Annotated in this window: 17 protein-coding genes; 12 read left to right on the top strand and 5 right to left on the bottom strand. The window is 68.3% G+C overall.

Features of this window, described 5'->3' with window-relative positions:
- Window positions 1-558, top strand: coding sequence for a DivIVA domain-containing protein (locus H4W27_RS08000; protein ID WP_225939051.1), 558 nt, complete (start codon window positions 1-3; stop codon window positions 556-558).
- Between the two features lie 387 nt (window positions 559-945).
- On the opposite strand, the gene H4W27_RS07995 is transcribed toward H4W27_RS08000, so the two are convergent.
- Entirely contained in the window at window positions 946-2,604 is a 1,659-nt protein-coding gene (locus H4W27_RS07995; RefSeq protein ID WP_192595462.1) for a solute symporter family protein, read from the bottom strand.
- On the bottom strand, window positions 2,604-2,966 hold the full coding sequence (locus H4W27_RS07990) for a DUF485 domain-containing protein (RefSeq protein WP_192595461.1): 363 nt from the start codon (window positions 2,964-2,966) through the stop codon (window positions 2,604-2,606). The genes H4W27_RS07995 and H4W27_RS07990 overlap by 1 nt, the downstream gene beginning before the upstream one ends.
- A gap of 195 nt (window positions 2,967-3,161) precedes the next feature.
- On the opposite strand from H4W27_RS07990, the gene H4W27_RS07985 reads away from it, so the two are divergent.
- Genes H4W27_RS07985 through H4W27_RS07970 form a run of 4 tightly spaced genes read left to right on the top strand, consistent with a single transcriptional unit; the run spans window position 3,162 to window position 6,923 of the window.
- Window positions 3,162-4,064: a sensor histidine kinase gene (locus tag H4W27_RS07985; RefSeq protein WP_318782228.1), complete on the top strand. Its 903-nt coding sequence runs from the start codon at window positions 3,162-3,164 to the stop codon at window positions 4,062-4,064.
- Window positions 4,064-4,909 carry a LytR/AlgR family response regulator transcription factor gene (locus tag H4W27_RS07980; RefSeq protein ID WP_192595460.1) on the top strand — a complete coding sequence of 282 codons (846 nt, stop codon included), beginning with the start codon at window positions 4,064-4,066 and terminating at the stop codon, window positions 4,907-4,909. Before H4W27_RS07985 ends, H4W27_RS07980 begins: the two co-directional genes overlap by 1 nt.
- Window positions 4,906-5,397 (top strand): hypothetical protein, encoded by a 492-nt coding sequence (locus H4W27_RS07975; protein ID WP_192595459.1) that lies wholly within the window; start codon window positions 4,906-4,908, stop codon window positions 5,395-5,397. The genes H4W27_RS07980 and H4W27_RS07975 overlap by 4 nt, the downstream gene beginning before the upstream one ends.
- Window positions 5,394-6,923, top strand: coding sequence for a sodium/solute symporter (locus H4W27_RS07970; protein ID WP_192595458.1), 1,530 nt, complete (start codon window positions 5,394-5,396; stop codon window positions 6,921-6,923). Before H4W27_RS07975 ends, H4W27_RS07970 begins: the two co-directional genes overlap by 4 nt.
- 53 nt (window positions 6,924-6,976) lie before the next feature.
- Here H4W27_RS07970 and H4W27_RS07965 read toward each other — a convergent pair whose 3' ends face one another.
- Window positions 6,977-8,017 (bottom strand): Gfo/Idh/MocA family protein, encoded by a 1,041-nt coding sequence (locus tag H4W27_RS07965; RefSeq protein ID WP_192595457.1) that lies wholly within the window; start codon window positions 8,015-8,017, stop codon window positions 6,977-6,979.
- A gap of 212 nt (window positions 8,018-8,229) precedes the next feature.
- Between H4W27_RS07965 and H4W27_RS07960 the strand changes: the two genes are divergently transcribed.
- Together H4W27_RS07960 and H4W27_RS07955 are read left to right on the top strand one after the other, a co-directional pair.
- Window positions 8,230-10,785: a glycosyltransferase family 2 protein gene (locus tag H4W27_RS07960; RefSeq protein WP_192595456.1), complete on the top strand. Its 2,556-nt coding sequence runs from the start codon at window positions 8,230-8,232 to the stop codon at window positions 10,783-10,785.
- Window positions 10,782-12,329: a chitinase gene (locus tag H4W27_RS07955; RefSeq protein ID WP_192595455.1), complete on the top strand. Its 1,548-nt coding sequence runs from the start codon at window positions 10,782-10,784 to the stop codon at window positions 12,327-12,329. The genes H4W27_RS07960 and H4W27_RS07955 overlap by 4 nt, the downstream gene beginning before the upstream one ends.
- Before the next feature lie 85 nt (window positions 12,330-12,414).
- Here H4W27_RS07955 and H4W27_RS07950 read toward each other — a convergent pair whose 3' ends face one another.
- Window positions 12,415-15,114 carry a helix-turn-helix transcriptional regulator gene (locus H4W27_RS07950; RefSeq protein WP_192595454.1) on the bottom strand — a complete coding sequence of 900 codons (2,700 nt, stop codon included), beginning with the start codon at window positions 15,112-15,114 and terminating at the stop codon, window positions 12,415-12,417.
- A gap of 155 nt (window positions 15,115-15,269) precedes the next feature.
- Window positions 15,270-15,737: a GNAT family N-acetyltransferase gene (locus H4W27_RS07945; RefSeq protein ID WP_192595453.1), complete on the bottom strand. Its 468-nt coding sequence runs from the start codon at window positions 15,735-15,737 to the stop codon at window positions 15,270-15,272.
- A 107-nt stretch (window positions 15,738-15,844) separates the two neighbouring features.
- On the opposite strand from H4W27_RS07945, the gene dxr reads away from it, so the two are divergent.
- The 5 genes from dxr to H4W27_RS07920 all read left to right on the top strand — a co-directional run bounded on the left by dxr (window position 15,845) and on the right by H4W27_RS07920 (window position 22,035).
- Complete coding sequence (gene dxr / locus H4W27_RS07940) at window positions 15,845-17,134, top strand: 1-deoxy-D-xylulose-5-phosphate reductoisomerase (RefSeq protein WP_192595452.1); 1,290 nt, start codon at window positions 15,845-15,847, stop codon at window positions 17,132-17,134.
- Window positions 17,131-18,702 (top strand): M50 family metallopeptidase, encoded by a 1,572-nt coding sequence (locus H4W27_RS07935; RefSeq protein ID WP_192595451.1) that lies wholly within the window; start codon window positions 17,131-17,133, stop codon window positions 18,700-18,702. The genes dxr and H4W27_RS07935 overlap by 4 nt, the downstream gene beginning before the upstream one ends.
- Before the next feature lie 128 nt (window positions 18,703-18,830).
- Entirely contained in the window at window positions 18,831-19,979 is a 1,149-nt protein-coding gene (gene ispG / locus H4W27_RS07930; protein ID WP_225939379.1) for a flavodoxin-dependent (E)-4-hydroxy-3-methylbut-2-enyl-diphosphate synthase, read from the top strand.
- On the top strand, window positions 19,939-20,901 hold the full coding sequence (locus H4W27_RS07925) for a GNAT family N-acetyltransferase (RefSeq protein ID WP_192596499.1): 963 nt from the start codon (window positions 19,939-19,941) through the stop codon (window positions 20,899-20,901). The genes ispG and H4W27_RS07925 overlap by 41 nt, the downstream gene beginning before the upstream one ends.
- The gene (locus H4W27_RS07920; RefSeq protein ID WP_192595449.1) at window positions 20,902-22,035 is read left to right on the top strand and encodes a hypothetical protein; all 1,134 of its coding nucleotides are present in this window, start codon (window positions 20,902-20,904) and stop codon (window positions 22,033-22,035) included.
- The last annotated feature ends 62 nt before the right edge of the window (window positions 22,036-22,097 follow it).

The following is a 22,097-nucleotide window of genomic DNA, read 5'->3' as shown; positions in this document are numbered from 1 at the left end:
ATGGCGAACGAGACCGCACTTTTCACGCTCCTCGACGACGGGGAGCAGGGGTACAACCGGGATGAAGTTGACGAGTTCATGGGGAGGGCCCGCGTGGCCTATGACTCCGGCGAGGGGATGGCGCTCTCGGAGATCCGTGACGTGTCCTTCTCGATGACCGGGGGCGGATATGACCCCGCCGAGGTCGACGGCGCGCTGGACCGGCTGGAGGACGCCTTCGCCGGCTCCGAGCGGGACAAGTACATCGCGGCCCATGGCGAGGACGCCTGGTACGAGCTGCTCGCCGAGCGCGCGGAGCCGCTGCGCGGTCGCCTGGCGCTGCCCGACGGGAAGCGCTTCCGAGAGCCGGCCCACTCCTCCTCCAACGGCTACCGCAAGGAGCAGGTGGACGAGCTGTGCCGCCAGCTCGAGCAGTACCTCGACGGGGAGAACCCGATGAGTGTGGACGAGGTCCGCACGATCACCTTCACCGGAGCCCATGGCCACAACGGCTATGACGAGGCTCAGGTGGACGCCTTCCTGGACAAGATGACCGAGATCATGGCCTCCGTGGGCTGATCGGCCCTCTTTCTTCGTTGAGCGGCCGAATCTACGGGGCACCTCACGCGGAAGCAGGGCCCAGCTGCTCGGAGAATCCGCCGCTCAACGCGGTGGGCAGGGCAGGTTTCCTCGGCGTTCGTGTTGACGGCGTGCTGCTCCTGGTTCTCCACAGCCTGCCGCCTGGCGCCGCGCGCCCAGCCGATGCGGCGTTGACTGGCAGGATCACATGCCGGAGCAGGGCAGACGTGCGGTGCGGCGGATCGAGCAGGCGCTGCGACAGCGCGGCTGGCGGCCCGAGAACCACCGCACACACGGCTGAGGGGCGGATTCTCCGGGCATCTCATGCCGCTCAAGGCATCAAGTACTCGGGGAATCCGCCCTTCAGCGCAGAGGGAGGGGTCAGGCCTAGTGCTCGGTGGCCTTCTCCGCCCCCACGCCGGTCAGTGAACGGATCTCCATCTCTGCCTGCTTGGCCGGATCCTCCGCCACCGAGGAGGTCAGGGAACCGATCCAGCCCAGCAGGAAGGCCAGCGGGATCGAGACCAGACCCGGGTTGGTGAGCGGATAGATCGCCAGATCAACATCGGGGAAGAACGAGGTGTCCCGGCCCCAGACCACGGGGGAGAAGGCGATCAGCAGCAGGGCCGAACCGAGCCCGCCGTACATGGACCACAGCGCACCACGGGTGGTGAAGCGCTTCCAGAACAGCGAGAACAGGATGGTCGGCAGATTCGCCGACGCCGCCACGGCGAAGGCCAGCGCGACCAGGAAGGCCACGTTCTGTCCCTGTGCGCCGATCCCGCCGACGATGGCCAGGATGCCGACCACGATCACGGTCATGCGGGCCGCCTTGACCTCACCGGCGGAGTCCAGCTGACCCTTCTTGATGACCTGGGCGTAGACGTCGTGGGCGAAGGACGCCGAGGCCGTGATGGTCAGTCCCGCGACCACCGCCAGGATCGTCGCGAAGGCGACGGCGGCGATGAAGCCCAGCAGCAGGGTGCCGCCGAGCTCATAGGCCAGCAGCGGGGCCGCAGAGTTCTGCCCGCCGGGTGCCGCCAGGATGGTCTCGGTGTCCAGCAGCGCTGCTGCGCCGTAGCCCAGAACCAGGGTGAAGAGGTAGAACGCACCGATCAGCGCGATAGCCACGACCACGGACTTGCGTGCGTCCTTGGCGGTGGGAACCGTGTAGAAGCGGATCAGCACATGCGGCAGCGCGGCCGTGCCGAGCACCAGTGCGATGCCCAGGGACATGAAGTCGAGCTTGGTGAAGAGGTCCGCGCCGTACTGCAGGCCCGGCTCGAGCAGCGCCTCCTCGCCGGTGTTCTCCACTGCTGCGCCGAGCAGCTCGGAGAAGTTGAAGCCGTAGAGCGCCAGCACCCAGATGGTCATGACGGCCGAGCCGATGATCAGCAGGGTGGCCTTGATGATCTGCACCCAGGTGGTGCCCTTCATGCCGCCGATGAAGACGTAGAAGATCATGAGCGCGCCCACCACGGCGATGATCAGTGACTGACCCACACCGGAGTCGATGCCCAGCAGCAGCGAGACCAGCGCACCGGCGCCCGCCATCTGCGCCAGCAGGTAGAACAGGCAGACGGCCAGGGTGGAGATCGCCGCGGCGATCCGCACGGGCTGCTGGCGCAGTCGGAAGCTGAGCACATCCGCCATGGTGAACTTGCCGGTGTTTCGCATCAGCTCTGCCACCAGCAGCAGGGCGATCAGCCACGCCACCAGGAAGCCGATGGAGTAGAGGAAGCCGTCGTAGCCGTAGACCGCGATGGCACCCACGATGCCCAGGAACGAGGCCGCGGAGAGGTAGTCTCCGGCGATGGCCGTGCCGTTCTGGGTGCCGGAGAAGGAGCGGCCGCCGGCGTAGTAGTCAGCCGCGGTGTTGTTGTTCTTCGAGGCGCGGATCACGAAGAAGAGCGTGACGCCCACGAAGACCACGAAGATCGAGATGTTCGCCAGCGGGCTTCCGACCTCGGAGCCCGCCTCGGCGGCGGCGCTCGCCAGCGGCGTCGCGCCGGCTTCCGCTGTGAACGCGGTGATCAGGGAGTTCATCAGTGCTTCTCCTCCTCAGGCAGGCCTGCGCCTCGGGCTTCGAGCTCGATCCGGATGGCCGAGGATTTCGGGTCCAGCTTCGAATTGGTGAACCAGACATAGAGTCCGGTGATGACGAATGTGGTGAGGAACTGGGCCAGGCCCAGCACCAGGCCGAGGTTGATGTTTCCCCAGACCGGGATGGCCATGAAGTCCGGGAAGAATGCCGCGGCGATCACGAACGCGATGTACCAGAGAAGGAAGAAGGCCGTCATCGGAAAGACGAAGCTCCGGTGCGTCCTGCGAAGCTCCTGGAAGTCTTCGCGCCCCTGCACCTCCTGGTAGTCAACAGGCCCCGCGTGGGGGGCATTGACTTGGGTCATGGCTGGTCCTCCTAGGTCGTATCGGCTCGCGAAGGCGAGCCTCGGTCACGCATATGTACCTCCAGCCTGCAGTGTGACCCGGGTCACGATTCGCCAGTTCGGGGTCCTGTGCGACGAGCGGTGCTGAATAAGCGACGAGTGGTCGGTGCGTGCGCCATGCAGCCGGGCCGGTCTGTGACTCATAGGATGAGCACGATGAATCTCCTGGCAGCGCTCGCCCCCCTGGTGCTCGCCCTGGCCCTGGTGGCCGGGGTGATCATCGCCGCCGTGCTGCTCTATCGGACCCACAGGGATGACAGAGCCGACGACGACGCCGGGCGCTCCCGAACGGGGGAATCGGTCATCAGCCCGGAGATCCGCGCCGAGCTGAGCCAGGCTTCGGTGGATGAGGCGATGCGGCGCCAGCTGGTGGAGGCGGAGCTGCGCTCGCTGCGAGCCCAGATCTCCCCGCATTTCATCTACAACAGCCTCAATGCCATCGCGGCGACAATCCCTGCGGATCCGGTGCGCGCCCGAGAGCTCGTCCTGGACTTCGCGGACTTCACCCGGTACAGCCTTCGCGCCGAGGGCGAGTTCACCACGCTGCGCGAGGAGCTGGCCGCCGTCGAACGCTATGTGCTCCTGGAGAAGGCCCGCTTCGGTGATCGGATCGAGGTGCGCCTGCAGATCGCGCCCGAGGTCCTCGGGGTGCAGATCCCATTCCTGGCAGTCCAGCCCCTGGTGGAGAACGCCGTGCGGCATGGAGTGGACTCCGCGGCCGGGTCGGGCACCGTCTGGCTGCGCGCGGCCGACACCGCCACCCACGCGGAGATCAGCGTGGAGGACGACGGCCAGGGAGCAGAGCCCGAGGCCATGCGCCAGGTGCTCCACGGACAGGCCGGAAACGCCCATATCGGAGTGCGCAACGTGGACCTGCGGCTGCGCCAGGCCTATGGGGCCGATGCCGGGCTGATGGTGGAGACCGCCCCCGGTGCCGGGATGAAGGTCTCGATGCGCATCCCGAAGTTCCAGCCCGGCCCGGCCCCCCTCGCGGAGTCCTTCCTGGAATCGCCCACGCATCCACCGGCCCAGTCCGGATCGACCCAGGGAGGGTCATGATGGAGTCCTCGACCGTCACCGGCGGTCTCATCGTCCTGGCCGTCGATGATGAGCCGCTGGCGCTGACCCAGATGAAGTGGCTGCTGGCGGCCGAGCCTCAGGTGGGTGAGGTCCTCACCGCCGCTGATGCCCGCACCGCCGCAGAGGTGCTGGCCGCTCGAACGGTGGACGTGGTGCTGTTGGACATCCACATGCCCGGGATGAGCGGGCTCTCCCTGGCGCGCCGGATCCGCGAAGATCGCGAGGGTGCCTCCGCGGCCGCCGCGAACTCCACGAGCTCCATGGCCGCGGCTGGCGCCGGGAGCTCCGCCAGCACCATGACCTCGACGAGCGCCGCTCCCACTGGCATCGGACCTCAGATCGTCTTCGTGACCGCCGATGCCCACCCCGCGGTGGAGGCCTTCGAGCTGGAGGCCCGGGACTATCTGCTCAAACCCGTGCGTGCCGAGCGGCTCAGCGAGGCTCTGCGCCGTGCCGGCTCAGCACTGCAGACCGCCGGACAGGAGGGGCCCGGCCCCGTCCGGATCTCGGTGCTGCAGGGGGACTCCACGGTGCTGGTGGCCCTGCAGGACATCCGCTGGGTCCAGGCCCATGGGGATTACGCCCGGCTGCACACTCCGACCGGGACCTATCTGCTGCGCGCACCCCTGGCTGAGCTGGAGGAGCAGTGGCAGGTTCACGGATTCATCCGCACGCACCGATCCTCGCTGGTCAACCTGGCGCACGTGCAGCGCGTGACGCGGCGGCAGGGTCGCATGCGCGTCGAGGTCCCCGGTGCGGAGCTCGAGGTCAGCCGTCGGCTGATGCCACAGGTGCGCGAGCGGTTCGAGGAGTCCCGGCTGTGAGCTCCGCGCAGGAGCCTGCGCTCCCGGAGCCCGCCGCCCAGTCCTTCCCCGGTCCCGCCGCGGAGCCCGCCGCTCACTCCTTCCCTGGTCCCGCCGCCGCGCGCACGGCGGTGCGCGGGCCCCACGGTGTGCCCACGGTGCGTGAAGCGCTGCTGAGCCGCGGTCAGGCGGGGGAGCATGCGCTGGGGGCCGAACACGGAACGCTCTCCCGCGCCGAGTCGTCCGCCGCGGTGCGCCGGCTGATCCGTGCGCAGCTGCGGCTCGCGCTGGTGCTGGGCGTGGGATTCTTCGTCCTGCTGGTCACCGTGAGCCTGCTGCTCACCACCACAGGAGTCGGGGCGATCCTGCTCTGGGGAGTGCCGCTGTCCTGGGTGGTCCCCGGTCTCGGCTTCTTCCCGGTGCTGCTGGCCACGGCCTGGTTGTTCCGGCGCCGGGCGGAGGCCAATGAACGTACCTGGGCCGAGTTGGCCGGGGTTGATCTCGCATGACCGGGGAGCAGATCACCGTGCTGTGCGCCGTCGGCGCGGTCTGCGCCCTGACGGTGCTGCTGGGCAGCCCGGGCCTCTCGCGCAGCACCGGAGACTTCTTCGTGGCCTCGCGCCGCGTGCCGCCCTGGATGAACGCCTCTGCGATCGCCGGGGAGTTCCTCTCCGCGGCCAGCTTCCTGGGCGTTGCCGGACTCATCCTCGCCCACGGGACCTACGGGCTGTGGTTCCCGGTGGGCTACACCGCCGGCTTCCTGATCCTGCTGCTCTTCATGGCCGCTCCGCTGCGCCGCTCCGGGGCCTATACGATCCCCGACTTCGTGGTGCTGCGCCTCCGTTCAGCGCTGATGCGTCGGATGACGGTGATCGTCGTCGTCGCGGCGGGCTGGCTGTATATCGTCCCGCAGCTGCATGGGGCCTCCATCGCGCTCTCCGCCACCGGGGGAGCACCGGGCTGGGTGGGGCCGCTGCTGGTGGCCCTGGTGGTGCTCTTCGTGGTGCTCAGCGGAGGGATGCGTTCGGTGACCCTAGCCCAGGCGGTGCAGTACTGGGTCAAGCTCACCGCGCTTCTGGTGCCCACGGTGTTCATCCTGCTCCAGGTGGGCTTCTGGGATCGCCTGGAGCTGCCAGCCTTCGACGCCGCCTGGGCCACTTCACTGGCGGCCTTCGGTCCGGCCACGGACCCGTGGTCAGAGTTCTCCCGCAGCGTCTCGGTGCTGCTGGCGCTGATGATGGGCACGCTGGGACTGCCCCATGTGCTCGTGCGCTTCTATACGAACCCCGACGGGGCGGCGGCGCGCAGGACGACGACATTTCTGCTCGGCCTGCTGGTGCTCTTCTATCTGCTGCCGGTGGTGCTCGGCGTCGTGGCCCGACTGGTCTGGGGCACACCCGCCGCGGCAGGAGAGATCGCGCGCAGCGGCGGACTCAGCCATGACACGGCGGTCCTCCGGCTGCCAGCGGCGGTCTTCGACGGCATGGCCAGCGACGTGCTCACCGCGCTGATCGCCGGCGGAGCCTTCGCTGCCTTCCTGTCCACCACCTCCGGTCTGGTGGTCTCTGTCTCGGGGGTTCTCTCCCAGGAGTTCTTCTCCGGCACGGTACGGGGTTTCCGGCTCGGGGCTCTGCTGGCGATCGCTGTCCCGCTGGCGGTGGGCACGGCCACCTCCGAGCTCGCCCTGGCGGGATCCGTGGCCATGGTGTTCACGTTCACCGCCTCCGCCCTTGCTCCGCTGATGCTGCTGGGCGTGTGGTGGAGGGGCCTGACCGTCCATGGAGCGATCTGGGGGATGGCCGTGGGTGCGGTGAGTTCGCTGACCGCACAGATCCTGGGCCTGACCCTGGGCGACGGACCGGTCCAGCCCGGACCGGTGCAGCTGCTGGTCTCCCCGGCGCTCTGGTGTGTGCCGCTGGCCTTTGCCGTGACCGTGCTGGTCAGTCGGTTCGGATCGCAGCAGCCCCCCACCCATGCGGATGCGGTGCTGGAACGGCTGCACACCCCCGAGGTGGTCTCAGCCAGGCACGCCTGAGTCAACTCCGTGCCGATCGCGTGATCGTCTGTCCCGCACTCGCGGGGGATCGGTCAGCGCAGGCGCGGTTCGCCGGGGTAGCGCAGACCGATCTGCGCGCGGATCTCGTCCAGGGTGCCCATGATCTTCACCGAGTCGTCCAGGGTGAGCAGCTCTCCCTCCAGCGCCCCCCGGGCGACGTAGTCCTCGGCCGCGATGGCCTGGTGCTGCATGCCAAATCCCTGACGGGGCGATTCAAAGTGTTCCAGGACTGTGCCGTCGGCTGCGGAGTGGGTGAAGTCTGCGGAGGTGTACCAGACGCCGTCGATGTCGATTCGGCCCTCGGTCCCGACGATGTGTGCGGTGTTCGGGCCCTTCGCGCGGGAGGAGGTGGTCGTCGTGGAGAGCGCACCGGAGAGGTGGGTCATCACCGTGGCCACCTCGGTGTCAGCTCCGGTGGCGCCGAAGTGGGCAGCCGCCTGAACGCTGATGGGCTCGCCCAGGAAGTCCCAGGCGAAGGAGATCGGATAGATTCCGAGGTCGAGCAGCGCGCCGCCGCCCAGGGCCAGTGAATTGATCCGGTGCTCCGGATCGGTGGGCAGGGACTGGGTGTGGTCGGCGAAGAGGGTGCGCACCTCGCCGATGCCGCCGGTCTCCACGATCTCATGGATGCGGCGCATATGCGGCAGGTAGCGGGTCCACATGGCTTCCATCACGAGCAGGCCCTTGTTCCGGGCCTGGTTGCGCAGCGCCACCGCCTCCGCGCGGTTGAGCGTGAACGGCTTCTCCACGAGCACGTGCTTGCCGGCCTCCAGCATCATGCCCGCCGTCTCTCGGTGCACGGGGTGGGGTGTGGCGACGTAGACGATGTCGATCTCCGGGTCTGCGGCGAGCGCAGCATAGGATCCGTGGGCCGTCGGGATGCCGTGAGCGGTGGCGAAGCGCTGCGCAGACTCGACGGAGCGCGATCCCACGGCGCGCACGTCCAATCCCGCGAGCAGGGCGTCGCCGGTGAACTGGGTGGCGATGAAGCCGGTGGCGAGGATGCCCCAGCGCAGTCCTGCCGGGCGCGTCGAGGAGGTGGTCTCGGGGTCTGTTGCGTGGCTCACAGTCATGGCCCGAGAATACACCGAGCAGGAGTTTCGCCTCGCCCGGAGCATCCGGACGCGGGTCCGCAGAGCGAATGAAACCCTAGGGTGCTACCCCAGGGCGCCCTCGGGGTATGAACAATAGTCTCTATAGTGCACCGAGGCCCGCCGGTCCGTTCACCGGCGGGCCCACCCTTTTTGCAGGACCTCCCCCTGCCCGAAACCCGGGATGCCCTTTCATGCCTGTCTCCTCAGCTTCGCCCGCGCCCCTCTATGCAGACACCTCTGCACGAGTCACCTCCGCGACACAGACCCCACGACGACGACGCCAGTTCGGCGCCGAGCGCCGCACGGAACCGCTGCCGGTGGTCCACCCTCGCCCGAGCCTGCGACGGGTCGTGCTGAGCCGCGTGGCCATCCTCGCCACCGTCCTCGCCTGGGTCGGCTATATCGTCTCCACCGTGCTCTGGCAGTTCCTCGAATACGGCTCTCAGAACTTCCGCTTCACCATGGAGACCGTCGGCTACCTGCTGGTCGTCACCATGCTGACGTTCTCCGCACTGATGTACCTGGTCGCGCGGCACGGCGCGCTGCTGCGCTTCCGCTCCCACCGCAGGGCCTCCCGCACGGAGCTGGACACACATTTCAGCGGACACAGCGCAGTGTCTCAGCGCTCCGAGGACGATTCACCGATGGTCGTGCTGGTCCCCTCATACGCCGAGGAGCCGGGCGTGGTGCGCCAGACCCTCTGGTCTGCCGCGCTGCAGGAGTACCCCGAGATCCACGTGGTGCTGCTCATCGACGATTCCCCGGATTCCCTCAGTCCGGCTCTGGAGGAGACCCGGGGGCTCGCTGAGGACATCGAAGCGGCGCTGCGCCTTCCGGCGACCCGGATGCACGACGCCCAGGTGATCTATGAGATGGGCCTGGCCGAGGAGCCCCAGGTGAACTCGCTCCAGGTGTTGACCCTCGCCGGACACTACGCCTGGGGCGGGAACTGGCTCCGTGCGATGGCCGAATCGGAGCCGCGGGCCGATCATGTGGATGACTTCTTCTGCACCCAGGTGCTGGGAAGCCTCGCCGCCGAGCTCGAACTCACCGCCGACGCCCTCGCCATGGCGGCAGAATCCCAGGAGTTCCCCAGCCCGGAGCGCCTGCTCCAGATGCACCGCCGGCTGACCTGGATCTTCAGTGCAAAGCTCAGCAGCTTCGAGCGCAAGGCGTATACGAATCTCTCCCACGAGGCCAATAAGGCCATGAACCTCAACGCGTACCTCGGCCTGCTCGGCGGGGACTACAAGGTCGAGACCGGCTTCTCCGGCGACTCGCTGCAGCCCGTCGACCCGGGAGAGACTCCCGATCTCAGCGTGCCTGCCGCCGAGTTCGTGCTCACCCTGGACGCCGACTCGCTGCTCCTGCCGGAGTACTGCCTGCGCCTGGTCCACCTCTTGGAGCAGCCGGGCAACGAACGGATCGCCGTGACGCAGACCCCCTATTCCTCCTTCCGCGGGGCCGGGACTCGGATCGAGCGGCTCGCTGGTGCCACCACGGATATCCAGCACCTGCTGCACCAGGGCATGAGTCACGCCGGCGCCACATTCTGGGTGGGCGCGAACGCGGTCATCCGCACCGCGGCCCTGCAGGACATCGCAGAGGCCAGCTGGGAGAACGGGGTGCTGGTCAGGCGCTTCGTCCAGGACCGCACCGTCATCGAGGACACGGAATCGAGCATTGACCTCGGCGCCCACGGCTGGACGCTGATGAACTACCCCGAGCGGCTCTCCTACAGCGCCACACCGCCCGACTTCGGCTCCCTGGTGGTGCAGCGACGTCGCTGGGCCAACGGCGGCCTGCTGATCCTGCCCAAGCTGGTCCGTGAGCTCCGCGCGCGTCGTCGTCGCGGGGAACAGGTGCGGCTGACCGAGGTCCTGCTGCGACTGAACTATATGGCCTCGATCGCCTGGGCCTCCCTCGGGCTGATCTTTCTCCTGGCCTACCCGTATGACTCCCGCCTGCTGAGTCCGCTGATCCTGCTCGCCGCCGTCCCGTACTTCGTGACCATGGGCGCTGACCTGCGCGAATGCGGGTACAGGTTCTCTGACATCTTCCGCATCTACGGGTTCAACCTGATCCTGCTCCCGGTCAACCTGGCAGGGGTCATCAAGTCCCTGCAGCAGGCGCTGACCGGCGAGAAGATTCCCTTCGCGCGCACCCCCAAGGTGAAGAACCGCACCGCTGCACCCTGGCTCTACGCGCTGACTCCGGTGCTGATCGTCGGCTTCTCCCTGCTCACGCTCGCACGTGACGTCGCCCAGCAGAACTGGGGCAACGCCGCCTTCGCCGCCTTCAACGCCTTCTGGGGCGCCTGGGCCTTCATCGCCTATATCGGCCCATGGAACGCCCTGGTCGACGTCGTCCTGGCGGTGCGCGGCTGGTTCTACGTGGAGACAACGTCAGGATCCCGGCGCAGTGCCAGGACCATGAAGGAGCCTGGCTTCGCTGAACCCAGCCGGGATGAGCTGGACTGGCGCGTCGTGCTGGATGAAGGAACCATCGGGACCTTCTCTGCCCACCGGGACTCCCCGCAGAAGACCCACGCACCGGTCCGCGCCCGCAGCTCGTTCAATTCGGCCTCGGCTGCGGTGCTGCACCCGCTGATGGGACACCCGCTGACCGTCCAGCCCCTGACGATCCCGGCGAAGCCGCTCACGCTCTCTGCGACGGGCGTCCGGTCAGACGCCCAGGGCACGGTTCAGCACCACGGCCAGCCCGGTGCGATGGAGGAGAAGGTATGAGCGCCACTGCACGACTGTCCCCCTGGCGCGTGAGCATCGCCGTCGTCATTCTTCTGGCCACCGCGGTGGCCGGAGTCCTAGGAGTACGCATGTACGAGGCTCGTGCATCTCAGGAACCGGCGCCTCACTGGTTCGCCGGTTATGTGGATGTCACCGCGACTCCCAGCTACGCCTTCGAGGAGGGCTCGGCCGACGCGGCGGGCCATGTTCCCGACGTGGTGCTCTCCTTCATCGTCGCGGACAAGGACGGAACCTGCACTCCAAGCTGGGGCACCCACTACGGCCTGGACGAGGCCGGCCAGGAGCTGGACCTGGACCGTCGCATCCAGCGCCTGCGTGAGCAGGACGCCGGCGTCGTCGTCTCCTTCGGCGGGGCGATCAACCAGGAGCTCGCGACCGTCTGCGAATCGCCCGAGGAGCTCGCCGAGGCCTATCTGCAGGTGATCGAGCGCTACGACCTCGACACGATCGATCTGGACATCGAGGGGAGCGCGCTGGAGGACCCGAAGTCCAACGCGCTGCGTGCGGAGGCGCTGGCCTCCCTGCAGGCCGATCGTCGCGTCGTCGGCAAGCCGCTGGCGGTCTGGCTGACCCTGCCGGTCATCCCCAGCGGGCTCACCGCCGACGGGAGGGAGGTCGTCATGGGGATGCTGGACTCCGGCACCGACCTGGCCGGAGTGAACCTGATGACCATGAACTACGGAGAGGCTCGCGACTCGCGCTCCATGTTCGACGCCTCTGCGGCCGCCATGCGCTCAACCCACCGGCAGCTGGGCATCATGTACGAGCAGGCAGGCATCCCGCTCGGCGACTCAGCCCTGTGGGGCAAGCTGGGCGCCACTCCGATGATCGGGCAGAACGATGTCCTGGACGAGGTCTTCCAGCTCAACGATGCCAAGCGGTTCAACGAGTTCGCGGTGGAGAACGGCATCGGTCGCATGTCGATGTGGTCGCTGAACCGCGATGCCACCTGCGGGTCGAACTATCCGGACACCACCCGGGTCTCCGATGCCTGCAGCGGGGTCGATCAGGGCGAGGAGCACTTCGCCGAGGTGCTGAGCCAGGACTACAGCGGACACGCGGCAGAGGCTGCGGACGCCTCGACCGAGCCGGACCCGGCCGCCGCCGCTCCGCAGGAGGATGACCCCGAGACCAGCCCGTACCCCATCTGGACCGAGGAAGCCTCTTACCTCGAGGGGACCAAGATCGTCTGGCACCGCAATGTCTATGAGGCCAAATGGTGGACGCGGGGCGAGCTTCCCGACAACCCGGTCCTGGAGGCCTGGGACACCCCGTGGGAGCTGGTCGGCCCGGTCCTGCCCGGGGAGACTCCTGCACCGGTGTTCACCGTGGAGAAGGGCACCTACCCCGAGTGGAAGGGATCCGCGTCCTACGAGAAGGGGGATCGGGTGCTCTCCGAGGGCACCCCCTACGAGGCCAAATGGTGGACCGAGGGGGAGAGTCCCGACGCCTCCGTGGCGGACCCGGACAACTCCCCGTGGGTGCCGCTGACCGCTGACGAGGTGAAGGAGGACGCCGGCTGACCGTCAGGCTAGGCTGACTGGCGGGCACGGCGGGCACGGCAGGTCGACTGCTCGGCGAGGAATGACGCAGCGAGGGGTCTTTCGCTCAGACATGCACCCCGGGGGCGAATCCCGGCGTCTGCTCCGGAGGACTGGTGCGCTGCGAGGCCACTGCCGCCGCTGTCCAGAGCTCCCGTCGGGAGGTCATCCCCAGCTTCGGCAGCAGGTTGGAGACGTGATACTCCACGGTCTTCACCGAGACGAAGAGGCCCTCTGCGATCTCCCGATTGGTCCGGCCCTGTGAGATCAGATAGGCCATGTCCCGCTCGCGAGGGGTGAGCGAGGTGTAGCGTCCCGCCACCGAGAGAAGTCTGCTCTTGACGGCGCTGAGCTCAGGGGCGGCGCCGAGCTGGGCGAAGATGTTCTTCGCCGCCTCGAACTGCTCGTCGGCCAAGCCGTGCTCCCCGCGATCGCGGTGCACCACGCCGAGCGAGTGGTGGATCCTCGCCCGGACGTGGGGGAACTCCGCAGCCAGCCAGATCGCGGCACGATAGTGCTCAACCGCCGCGTCCAGGTCCCCGCGCAGGGCGGACAGCTTGCCCTGCAGCGCCTGCGGATGGCCGAAGGGCAGCGGAAGCCCCGGGCGCCTCGCGACCTTCTGCGAGAAGCTCTCCAGCAGGCGCTCGGCCTGACGCAGCTGATCAGGGCCGGGACTCTCCAGATGCAGCAGCGCCCCGGCCTCCAGGGCACGCCAGCCGATGAGCCCGACCTTGTCGCTCCATGAGCTGAGCCTGGTGCGCCGAAACTCAGAGATCAGCTCGAGGGCACGCTCATGGTCTCCCGCCATCCGTGCGGACCAGACCAGGGCGGTCATCACGTTGTACAGCGGCAGGGCGCTCGAGGTGGTGACGTGGTGGGCGAGCCAGTCCAGATGCTCCGCCGCCGCCGTCTCATCGGCATGGGCGACGGCGACCATCGCCAGCACCGAATGAGAGCTTGCCAGCCCGCGCCAGTCCCGCGTGCTGCGGGCCATGGCGAGGACGCGTTCGGAGCGCAGGATCGCATCTGACCAGCGCCCCAGGTGGAACTCCATCACGGCCTGCTCCGCCATTCCACGCTGGGCCGCCGCGGGGACGACCCTCTGGTGCCGGCTCGCCTCGGCCCGTTCGAGGTCATCGAGGGCTGCCGCAGTATGACCTGCGTAGAAGTGCGCCCGTCCGCGGAAGTACAGCGCATCGGTGTGCTCGGCAGTACCCTCGGCCTCGATCAGGAACACGTCGAGACGACTGATGGCCTCGTCCACGCAGCCGGTGTTCCACAGCGCATAGACCTCGTGCATGACCAGCACGCGGCTCATGACCGCGTCGATTCTGCTGGAGGGTTCGACGCCGAGCCGACGGGCCTCGTTCACCGCAGCCTGGGCAGCATGCTCGTCCGCCGCAGCGATCTCCACGCTGCCGAGCAGAATCAGCATGCGCCAGCGCAGGAGATCGTGGTGCTCTCCGGCATCCTGCGGGCTCCGGAGCTGAGCGTACAACAGGCTGCGGGCGTCGGAGAGCTTGCCCGTGAAGAAGGACAGTCCTGCGCGGAAGAAGGCGGTCAGCGGGATGTCCTCGACGAGGTCGATCTCTGCCGAGAGCTCGACGGCGCCCGGAGGATTTTCCGCCAGTCCAATGGTGAGACCGGCGGTGATCAGCCGTCTGCGCCGTTCCTCGCCCTGGCTGAGACTCATGGCCAGCGCCATGTACGTCGCGCTCGCGGAATAGTCTCCGGCATCCAGGGCTGTGTGTGCCTGGGCTTCGAGCCGATCTGCCAGCTCAGGGTCGGCCACGGGGGAGGCGGCGCTGAGATGCCGGGCGCGGGCCAGCCCCGTGGTGCGCTCGGCCAGGAGTCCGTGCAGCTTTCGGCGGCGAGCAGGTTCGACCAGCGCCACGGCTGTCTCGCGCCAGGCCGAATCCTCGAGTCGCACCTCCTGCCCGTTCCCGGAGAGGATCGGGCTGAGCGCGTCGATGAGCTCATTCGTGGGCAGAGGATCGATCCCGGGGTCGGCGTCCTGGAGCGCCTGCACCGAGACCTCGGCGGCCTGTTCCGCGCGAGCGTCTCCTCCGTCGAGCGCCAGGACCTCGAGAAAGGTGCGCAGGCAAGGTTCCATCTGCTCCACCTCGGGTCGCAGAAACTGCTGCGGGATCGGAGAGCGCGACGCGGCCTCGGGAGCAAGATCCTCCTCAGCCAGGCGCAGCGCGATGCCGGGGTTCCCGGCAGAGCGGGCATGGAGGATCGTCATCAGCTCGTGGGAGGGGTGGGAACCATGCAGTCGCAGAAGCGTGGCGAGCTCTCCGCGTGTGAGGCCCCGGAGCGTGATGCGGGTTCCGGTCTTCGCAGCCATGCGGGCAAGCCGACGGGTCAGCGGGTCAGAGGTGGGTGAAGCGGTGGCGAGGATCAGGACCGAAGGGCCGGCGTTCATCGACAGGGGTCCCTGGTCGATCAGCTGCTCCACGGCTGCATGGTCGGCAGGGCCTGCCCGGTGGATGTCGTCGGCCACGAGGCAGAAGGGACCCGGGCCGTGCTGCTGCAACACGGCGCAGACCCCGCCGGGCAGAGAGAGCTCCGCGATCGAGATGACGGTCAGTCCCGCAGCCGCTGCACGTGCGCGAGCCTCCGAGGCGAGTGCCGACTTTCCGGAGCCGATGGGACCCTCCAGCAGACACACGGTGCTCCGGCCTGCGGTGGTGCCGTAGATGGCGCTGAGGATCTTGGCGCGCTGTGGGTCACGGCCGATCACACCCTCGGGATTCTCGACACCCATCGTCGTGACCCCCTCAGGGTTCAGGGCGCCACGGTTCGGCGCGCTGAACAAATACTAGACCCCAGGTCAGCCACGTCAACGGCGTGTGTCACACTCCGAGACGAGTGCACTGCGGGGCAGCAGCCCCGGGCCCGGGGCGGGCTCGACCGGCGCGATCAGTCCAGCTGCAGGATCTTCTCCTGCACCACCTTCGCGCGGACGTTGGAGAAGTTCGACTCCTCACCGACCTCGGAGAAGCCGAGGGACTCCAGGATCTTCAGCGTGCCCAGGTTGTCCACCACGACCCGCGCCGTGACGGGACGCTCGGGGAACTCGGTCAGGAACTTCTTCACGGCCTCGGTGGTGATGCCCTGGCCCCAGAAGCGCTTCTCGATCCAGAAGGTGATCTCGCGGCTGGACTCGTCCTCGAAGGCGGCGACGGAGCCCACGGGCTGCCCGTCACGGTCGATCGTGCGCACGATGATGTCATCGGAGTTCAGCAGCTCGCCCCAGTGATGGTCGAACACGCTGCGGTCCTTGGGATTCGTGGAGGCGAATGCGGCCATATGTGCGGCATCGGCATCCTGCTGGAACACGAAGAACTGTTCCAGGTCCTCCGTCTCCACTTTGCGCAGGGTGATCATCGGTGGGGCTCCTTCATCGGCTTGTGGCCGCGTGGGTACGCATCTGCTGTGCCTCCAGACTACTGTGCGCTCCCGACACGGTCGATCCGGTGCGCCATAATGGTGCCATGGCTTCCCCCAAGCGCCGCGTGGCGATTCTCGGTTCCACCGGTTCCATCGGGACCCAGGCGCTTCAGGTCATCGCCGCGCATCCCGACCGGTTCGAGGTGGTCGCGCTGGCGGCAGGGTCCAACGCGCCCATGCTCGCCGAGCAGGTCCGCGCCACCGGGGCCACGATCGTCGGAATCGCCGACGCCGCGGCGGCCAGTGAGCTGGCGGCATTGCTGCGTGCCCCCTCAGCGTCACAGCCTGACTCAGCATCACGGCCTGCCTCAGCAGACCAGGTCGAGATCCTCACCGGGGTCGAGGCGGCGGTGCAGATCGCCGGGGAGTCCGGCGCCGACGTCGTGCTCAACGGCATGACCGGCTCCATCGGGCTGCGGCCCACACTTGCCGCCCTGCGCTCCGGCGCCACCCTGGCCCTCGCGAACAAGGAGTCGCTGGTGGTCGGCGGGGCCCTTGTCGCCGAGGCCGTGCAGCGTCCGGGACAGGTGGTCCCGGTGGACTCTGAGCATTCGGCCCTGGCCCAGGCGCTGAGCTCCGGACGGCATGAGCGCGGACTCTGTTCGCTGCCGGGCCCGGGGCAGAGCGCCCTGAGCGGCGCCTCTGAGGTCTCCAAGCTGGTCGTCACCGCCTCCGGGGGACCCTTTCGCGGCTGGGACGCCGCCGCGCTCGCCGGGGTCACCCCCGCCCAGGCGCTGAAGCACCCGAACTACGCGATGGGCCGAGTGGTGACCACCAATTCCGCCACCATGGTGAACAAGGCGCTGGAGGTGATCGAGGCACACCTGCTCTTCGACATCGGCGTCGAGGACATCGCGACCGTGGTGCACCCCCAGCAGTGGATCCACTCCATGGTCCAGTTCGCCGACGGCTCCACGATCGCTCAGGCGGGGCACCCGCGGATGCTGATCCCGATCGCCCTGGGCCTCTCCTGGCCCGACCGACTCAGCGAGGTGGATGTCCCGATCGACTGGACCCAGGCCATGCAGTGGGATTTCGAGCCCCTGGATGAGCAGGCGTTCCCCGCCGTCGCCCTGGCCAAGCAGGCCTGCGCTGCCTCCCCGACCCATATGGCGGTCTACAACGCGGCCAACGAACAGGCCGTGGAGGCCTTCCACGCCGGCCGGCTCAGCTTCCCGGGGATCGTGTCCACGGTGGAGGCCACACTGGCCCGATACAGCCCCGCCGGAAGCGCCGGAGAGCTGTCCCTGGAGGAGGTCCTCGAGGCGGAGCGGTGGGCGCGTGCGGCAGCCGATGAGCTCATCGGCGCCGCGAAGGTGCAGGTCCACGCATGATCGCGCTCCTGATGATCGCCGGAGTCGTGATCGTGGCTCTGGGCATCGCGCTGTCCATCGCGCTGCACGAGATCGGCCACCTGCTCCCGGCGAAGCTCTTCGGCGTCCGCGTCACGCAGTACATGATCGGCTTCGGACCGACCCTGTGGTCCCGCCGGCGCGGCGAGACCCAGTATGGGATCAAGGCCATCCCGCTGGGCGGCTATGTGGCGATGATCGGCATGTATCCGCCCCCGGACGAGACCGGGACGGTGAACCACCCGGCCGAACACGAGCACTCAGAGTCTGAGCGGGGCCACACCGAGCCCGGGCAGGGCAACACCGAGTCTGCGCAGGGCCACGCCGAGTCCGGGCCCCGAGACCCCTACCTCAGCGAGGTGGGCGCGCAGTACGCCGCACCCGCGTCGTCGTCGGCCGAGGGCTCCGGTGCAGCTGCGGCGGCCGGCGTCTCCGGGCCGGGAGCTTCGGCCGCGCCGCGAAAGACCGTGAGCTCCCAGTCCACCGGGATCTTCCAGCAGATGTCTGCGGAGGCCCGCGAGGTCGCGGCCGAGGACCTGCAGCCCGGAGATGAGCAGCGCATGTTCTACCGGCTGCGCACCTGGAAGCGGATCATCATCATGCTCGGCGGCCCGGCCATGAACGGGCTCATCGCGCTGGCCCTGACTGCGGGCATCATCTCCTTCCACGGGACTGCTGAGCCGAACACCACGGTGCGCGAGGTCTTTGAGTGCGTGGTCTCCGCCGACGCCGCCGATGCCGGGCAGAGCGAATGCAGCACCGATGATCCCGCCGGTCCCGCCTACGAGGCCGGACTGCGCCCCGGAGACGAGATCCTCGCCTTCGACGGTCAGCCCGTGCAGCAGTGGGACGAGCTGACCGCCCTGATCCGTGAGTCCGCCGGGGAGTCCAGCAGCGTCACCTACGTGCGCGAGGGCGATCAGCGCAGCACCACGCTGACTCCGATCCTCACCGAGCGTCCGGTCAGCGACGGTCTGGGCCGGGCCCAGCGCGACGACGACGGCGAGCTCGTCACCGAACCGGTGGGCTTCATCGGGATGGGCGCTGACCAGGAGATGGTCCAGCAGCCGTTCTGGGAGGCCGGGCCGGTGGTGTGGGAGCAGTCCAAGGCGGTGGGCGGGGTCGTCGCGAACCTGCCGGTGCGCCTCTATGACGTGGCGGTGTCCACCTTCACCTCCGCCGAGCGGGACCCGGACGGGCCGCTCTCGGTGGTGGGTGTGGGCAGGATCGCTGGGGAGCTCTCCGCCCAGGAGGAGATCCCGCTGGAATCCCGCTTCGCCTCGCTGCTGTCCCTGGTGGCAGGGGTCAATGTGGCGCTGATGGTCTTCAACCTGATTCCGCTGCTGCCGCTGGACGGCGGTCACGTGGCTGGAGCCCTCTACGAGAGCCTGCGACGTCGGCTGGCCAAGCTGCTCGGGCGGCCTGATCCAGGGCCCTTCGACATCTCCAAGCTGCTGCCGCTGACCTACGTGGTCGCGGCGATGATGCTGGTCATGGGCGTGCTGCTGATCTACGCGGACATCGTGAATCCGATCCGTCTCTTCGATTAGCCGCGCATCTCGCGGGCGGTACCATGGAAGGGTCGGGTCACCCCGTCGCTGTCCGTGAATCCAGCGTCCTCAAGGACGCCGGAGAACTAGATCCACCAGGAGAGTCTGTGCCCGCCATCAATCTCGGAATGCCCTCCGCGCCGCCGCCAGTGCTGGCGCCGCGCCGGAAGACGCGGAACTTCCAGGTCGGGTCAGTAGGTGTGGGCAGCGACCACCGCGTCTCGGTGCAGTCGATGACGACCACCAAGACCCACGACATCAACGGCACGCTGCAGCAGATCGCAGAGCTCACCGCCTCCGGCTGTGACATCGTCCGCGTGGCCTGCCCCACGGACAAGGACGCCGAGGCGCTGAAGATCATTGCGGCGAAGTCGCAGATCCCGGTGATCGCCGATATCCATTTCCAGCCGAAGTACGTCTTCGCCGCCATCGACGCCGGCTGCGGCGCGGTCCGGGTGAATCCCGGAAACATCCGCCAGTTCGACGACAAGGTCGGCGAGATCGCCAAGGCCGCCGGTGATGCCGGAGTCTCGCTGCGCATCGGTGTGAACGCCGGTTCGTTGGACAAGCGGATCATGGACAAATACGGCAAGGCCACCCCTGAGGCGCTGGTCGAGTCCGCCGTCTGGGAGGCCTCCCTGTTCGAGGAGCACGGCTTCCACGACTTCAAGATCTCGGTCAAGCACAACGACCCGGTGATCATGGTCCAGGCCTATCAGCTGCTCGCCGAACGCGGCGACTGGCCGCTGCACCTCGGCGTGACCGAGGCCGGGCCCGCCTTCCAGGGCACGATCAAGTCCTCGGTGGCATTCGGCGCGCTGCTCTCCCAGGGCATCGGCGACACGATCCGGGTCTCGCTCTCCGCCCCGCCGGCCGAAGAGGTCAAGGTGGGCAACCAGCTGCTGGAGTCGCTGAACCTGCGCCCGCGCAAGCTCGAGATCGTCTCCTGTCCCTCCTGCGGCCGCGCCCAGGTCGACGTCTACACGCTCGCCGATGATGTCACCGCCGGGCTCGAGGGCATGACGGTCCCGCTGCGCGTGGCCGTCATGGGCTGCGTGGTCAACGGACCGGGGGAGGCGCGAGACGCCGATCTCGGTGTGGCCTCCGGCAACGGCAAGGGCCAGATCTTCGTCAAGGGCGAGGTCATCAAGACCGTGCCGGAGGACCAGATCGTGGAGACGCTGATCGAAGAAGCCAACCGCCTGGCCGAAGAAATGGAACGCGAATCCGATGGAGATGCTCAGGCAGCGAGTGCCCCTGTGGTCTCCGTCAGCTGACGCCGCAGCGGCCCGCGTGCACCGCGCCACCCGCGGCCATGTCCGCGTGCTCGGACACGGGGACACCCCCGCCCTGCAGCGTCTCCTCGCCACCGACCCGGTGGCCAACGTCTCTGTCTCCACCTCGGTGCGGGCCCGGCAGACTGCCGGACCCGGCCGTGGGCGCAACAGCGCCGTGGTCATGGGCATCGACGGAGCCGCTGGGGCTGGCGGGACGGGTGGGGCCCGCGGGACGGGTGGGGCCCGCGGCACCAGCGGGCTGATCGCGGCCTGCTGGGCCGGCACCAACATCATCCCCGTGGCCGCGAACGCCGAGCAGGCTGAGCTCTTCGGGGTCGCCGTGGGCGCGATGCGCCGCCGCGTGGCCTCGATCTACGGGGAGGCTGAGGCCGCCGTCGAACTCTATGACGCCACGGGCTGGACCGATGCCCGCGACCTGCGGCCCGAGCAGCCGCTGATGGCGATCACGGCACCTTCTGCGATCCCACCGCTTGCTGGATCGCGGCTGGCCGTGCCCGAGGATTTCTCCCGGGTGGAGCGGGCCAGCGCCGCCATGTTCGCCGAGGAGCTGGGCTTCTCGCCCTACGCCCAGGGAGCGAGTCAGTACCGCGAGCGGGTGCGTGGACTCATCGATGCTGGGCATTCGATCATCGCCGAGGATCCGGACACCGGGGAGATCGTGTTCAAGGCCGAGTTCGGCGCCGCCGCTCCGGAGGTGGTCCAGGTCCAGGGGGTCTGGGTGCGGCCGAGCTTCCGCGGCCTGGGTCTTGCCGCGCCGGGAATGGCCGCCGTGGTCGAGCACGGCCTGCGGCTGGCGCCCACGGTGAGCCTGTATGTCAACAGCTACAACACCGCCGCGATTCGGACCTATGAGCGCGTCGGATTCACTCAGGTGGGGACCTTCGCGACCATACTGTTCTAGATGACTTCCTTCCCCACCGCCGCCTCCGTCACTGGCCCCGGTTCCGGCTCTGCTCCCGTGTCGTCGGGGTCGCGCCGGCGCACCCGAGGCGGTGCCGCACTCGGCCTGCTCGCCGTGCTGGTGCTCACCGGCTGTGAGACCGCGACCGTGGAGGACTCCACCGAACCCGTGACCGGCGCCGACACCGGTGCCTCGAACTCCGAGCAGCAGCAGGCGCCGGAGCCGAAGGGCAACCAGCTTTCGCATGAGGACATGCGCGAACAGCTCCAGGACCGGTATCCCGAGGCCACGCTGACCGACACCGACGACTACTGGGCCGGACTGCGCGACGTCGAGACCGAGCTGCAGAAGCTGGTGGTTGATCCCCCGGAGTGCAAGCAGTTCGTGGTGCGCTCGGCGGTGCCGGTGCCCGCAGGATCGCTGGTGGCCTTCGCCGATGGGACCGTCACGGACGGGTCCGACGGCGGGTCCGACGGCGCGTCTGAAGGGGAGTCAGAAGGTCAGTCTGAAGGTCAGTCAGGCGGTGAAGAGGATCCCGAGGCCGGCGCCCGCTCCGCCGGGGCCGAGATCCGACTGGCCAGCACCGAGGAAGACTCCGCGGAAGGCTCAGCCGAGCCCGATGACTCAGGTGATTCGGCGGACTCGGCGGACTCAGAAACTGGAGACTCTGGCGACACCGGAGACTCTGGCGACACTGGTGACTCCGGCAGCGAGGAGGAGGACTCCGAGGAGGAGCCCGAACCGGTCACCGTGGATCTGCCGGCCGAACGTCAGGCCGTCATCTACACGTTCCCGGACTGGCGCGCCGCAGACTCCCACTTCAGCGCCGAGCAGGACGGGCTGGAGGAATGTGATGCCTACACCGCCCAGCGCAGCGCGGAGGATTCGGCAGAGACCTCGACCTCGATCGACACGGTGGACATCTCCTCCGAGGCTGATGCCGCCTCCGGCATCACCCGGCGGATCAGTTCGGCCGGAGAGAATGAGCACAGCGCAGCAGTCACTCTGCGCATCGGCTCCGACATTGTGACCGTGATGGCGCCGCTGCAGGACTCGCTCTCCGAGGAGGAGGCGGAGGTCGCCGTCGTCGAACTGGAGGAAGAAGCCGCCGACATCCTCGCCAACCTCGACTAGCAGCGTTTTACCTCCCCTTGGGTGCTTTACCCCGGCTACGGGCACCCGGGTAAACCTCGGAG

It is taken from the genome of Nesterenkonia lutea, from assembly GCF_014873955.1.
Taxonomy (GTDB): Bacteria; Actinomycetota; Actinomycetes; order Actinomycetales; family Micrococcaceae; genus Nesterenkonia; species Nesterenkonia lutea.
This window is presented reverse-complemented; position numbering and strand designations above follow the sequence as displayed.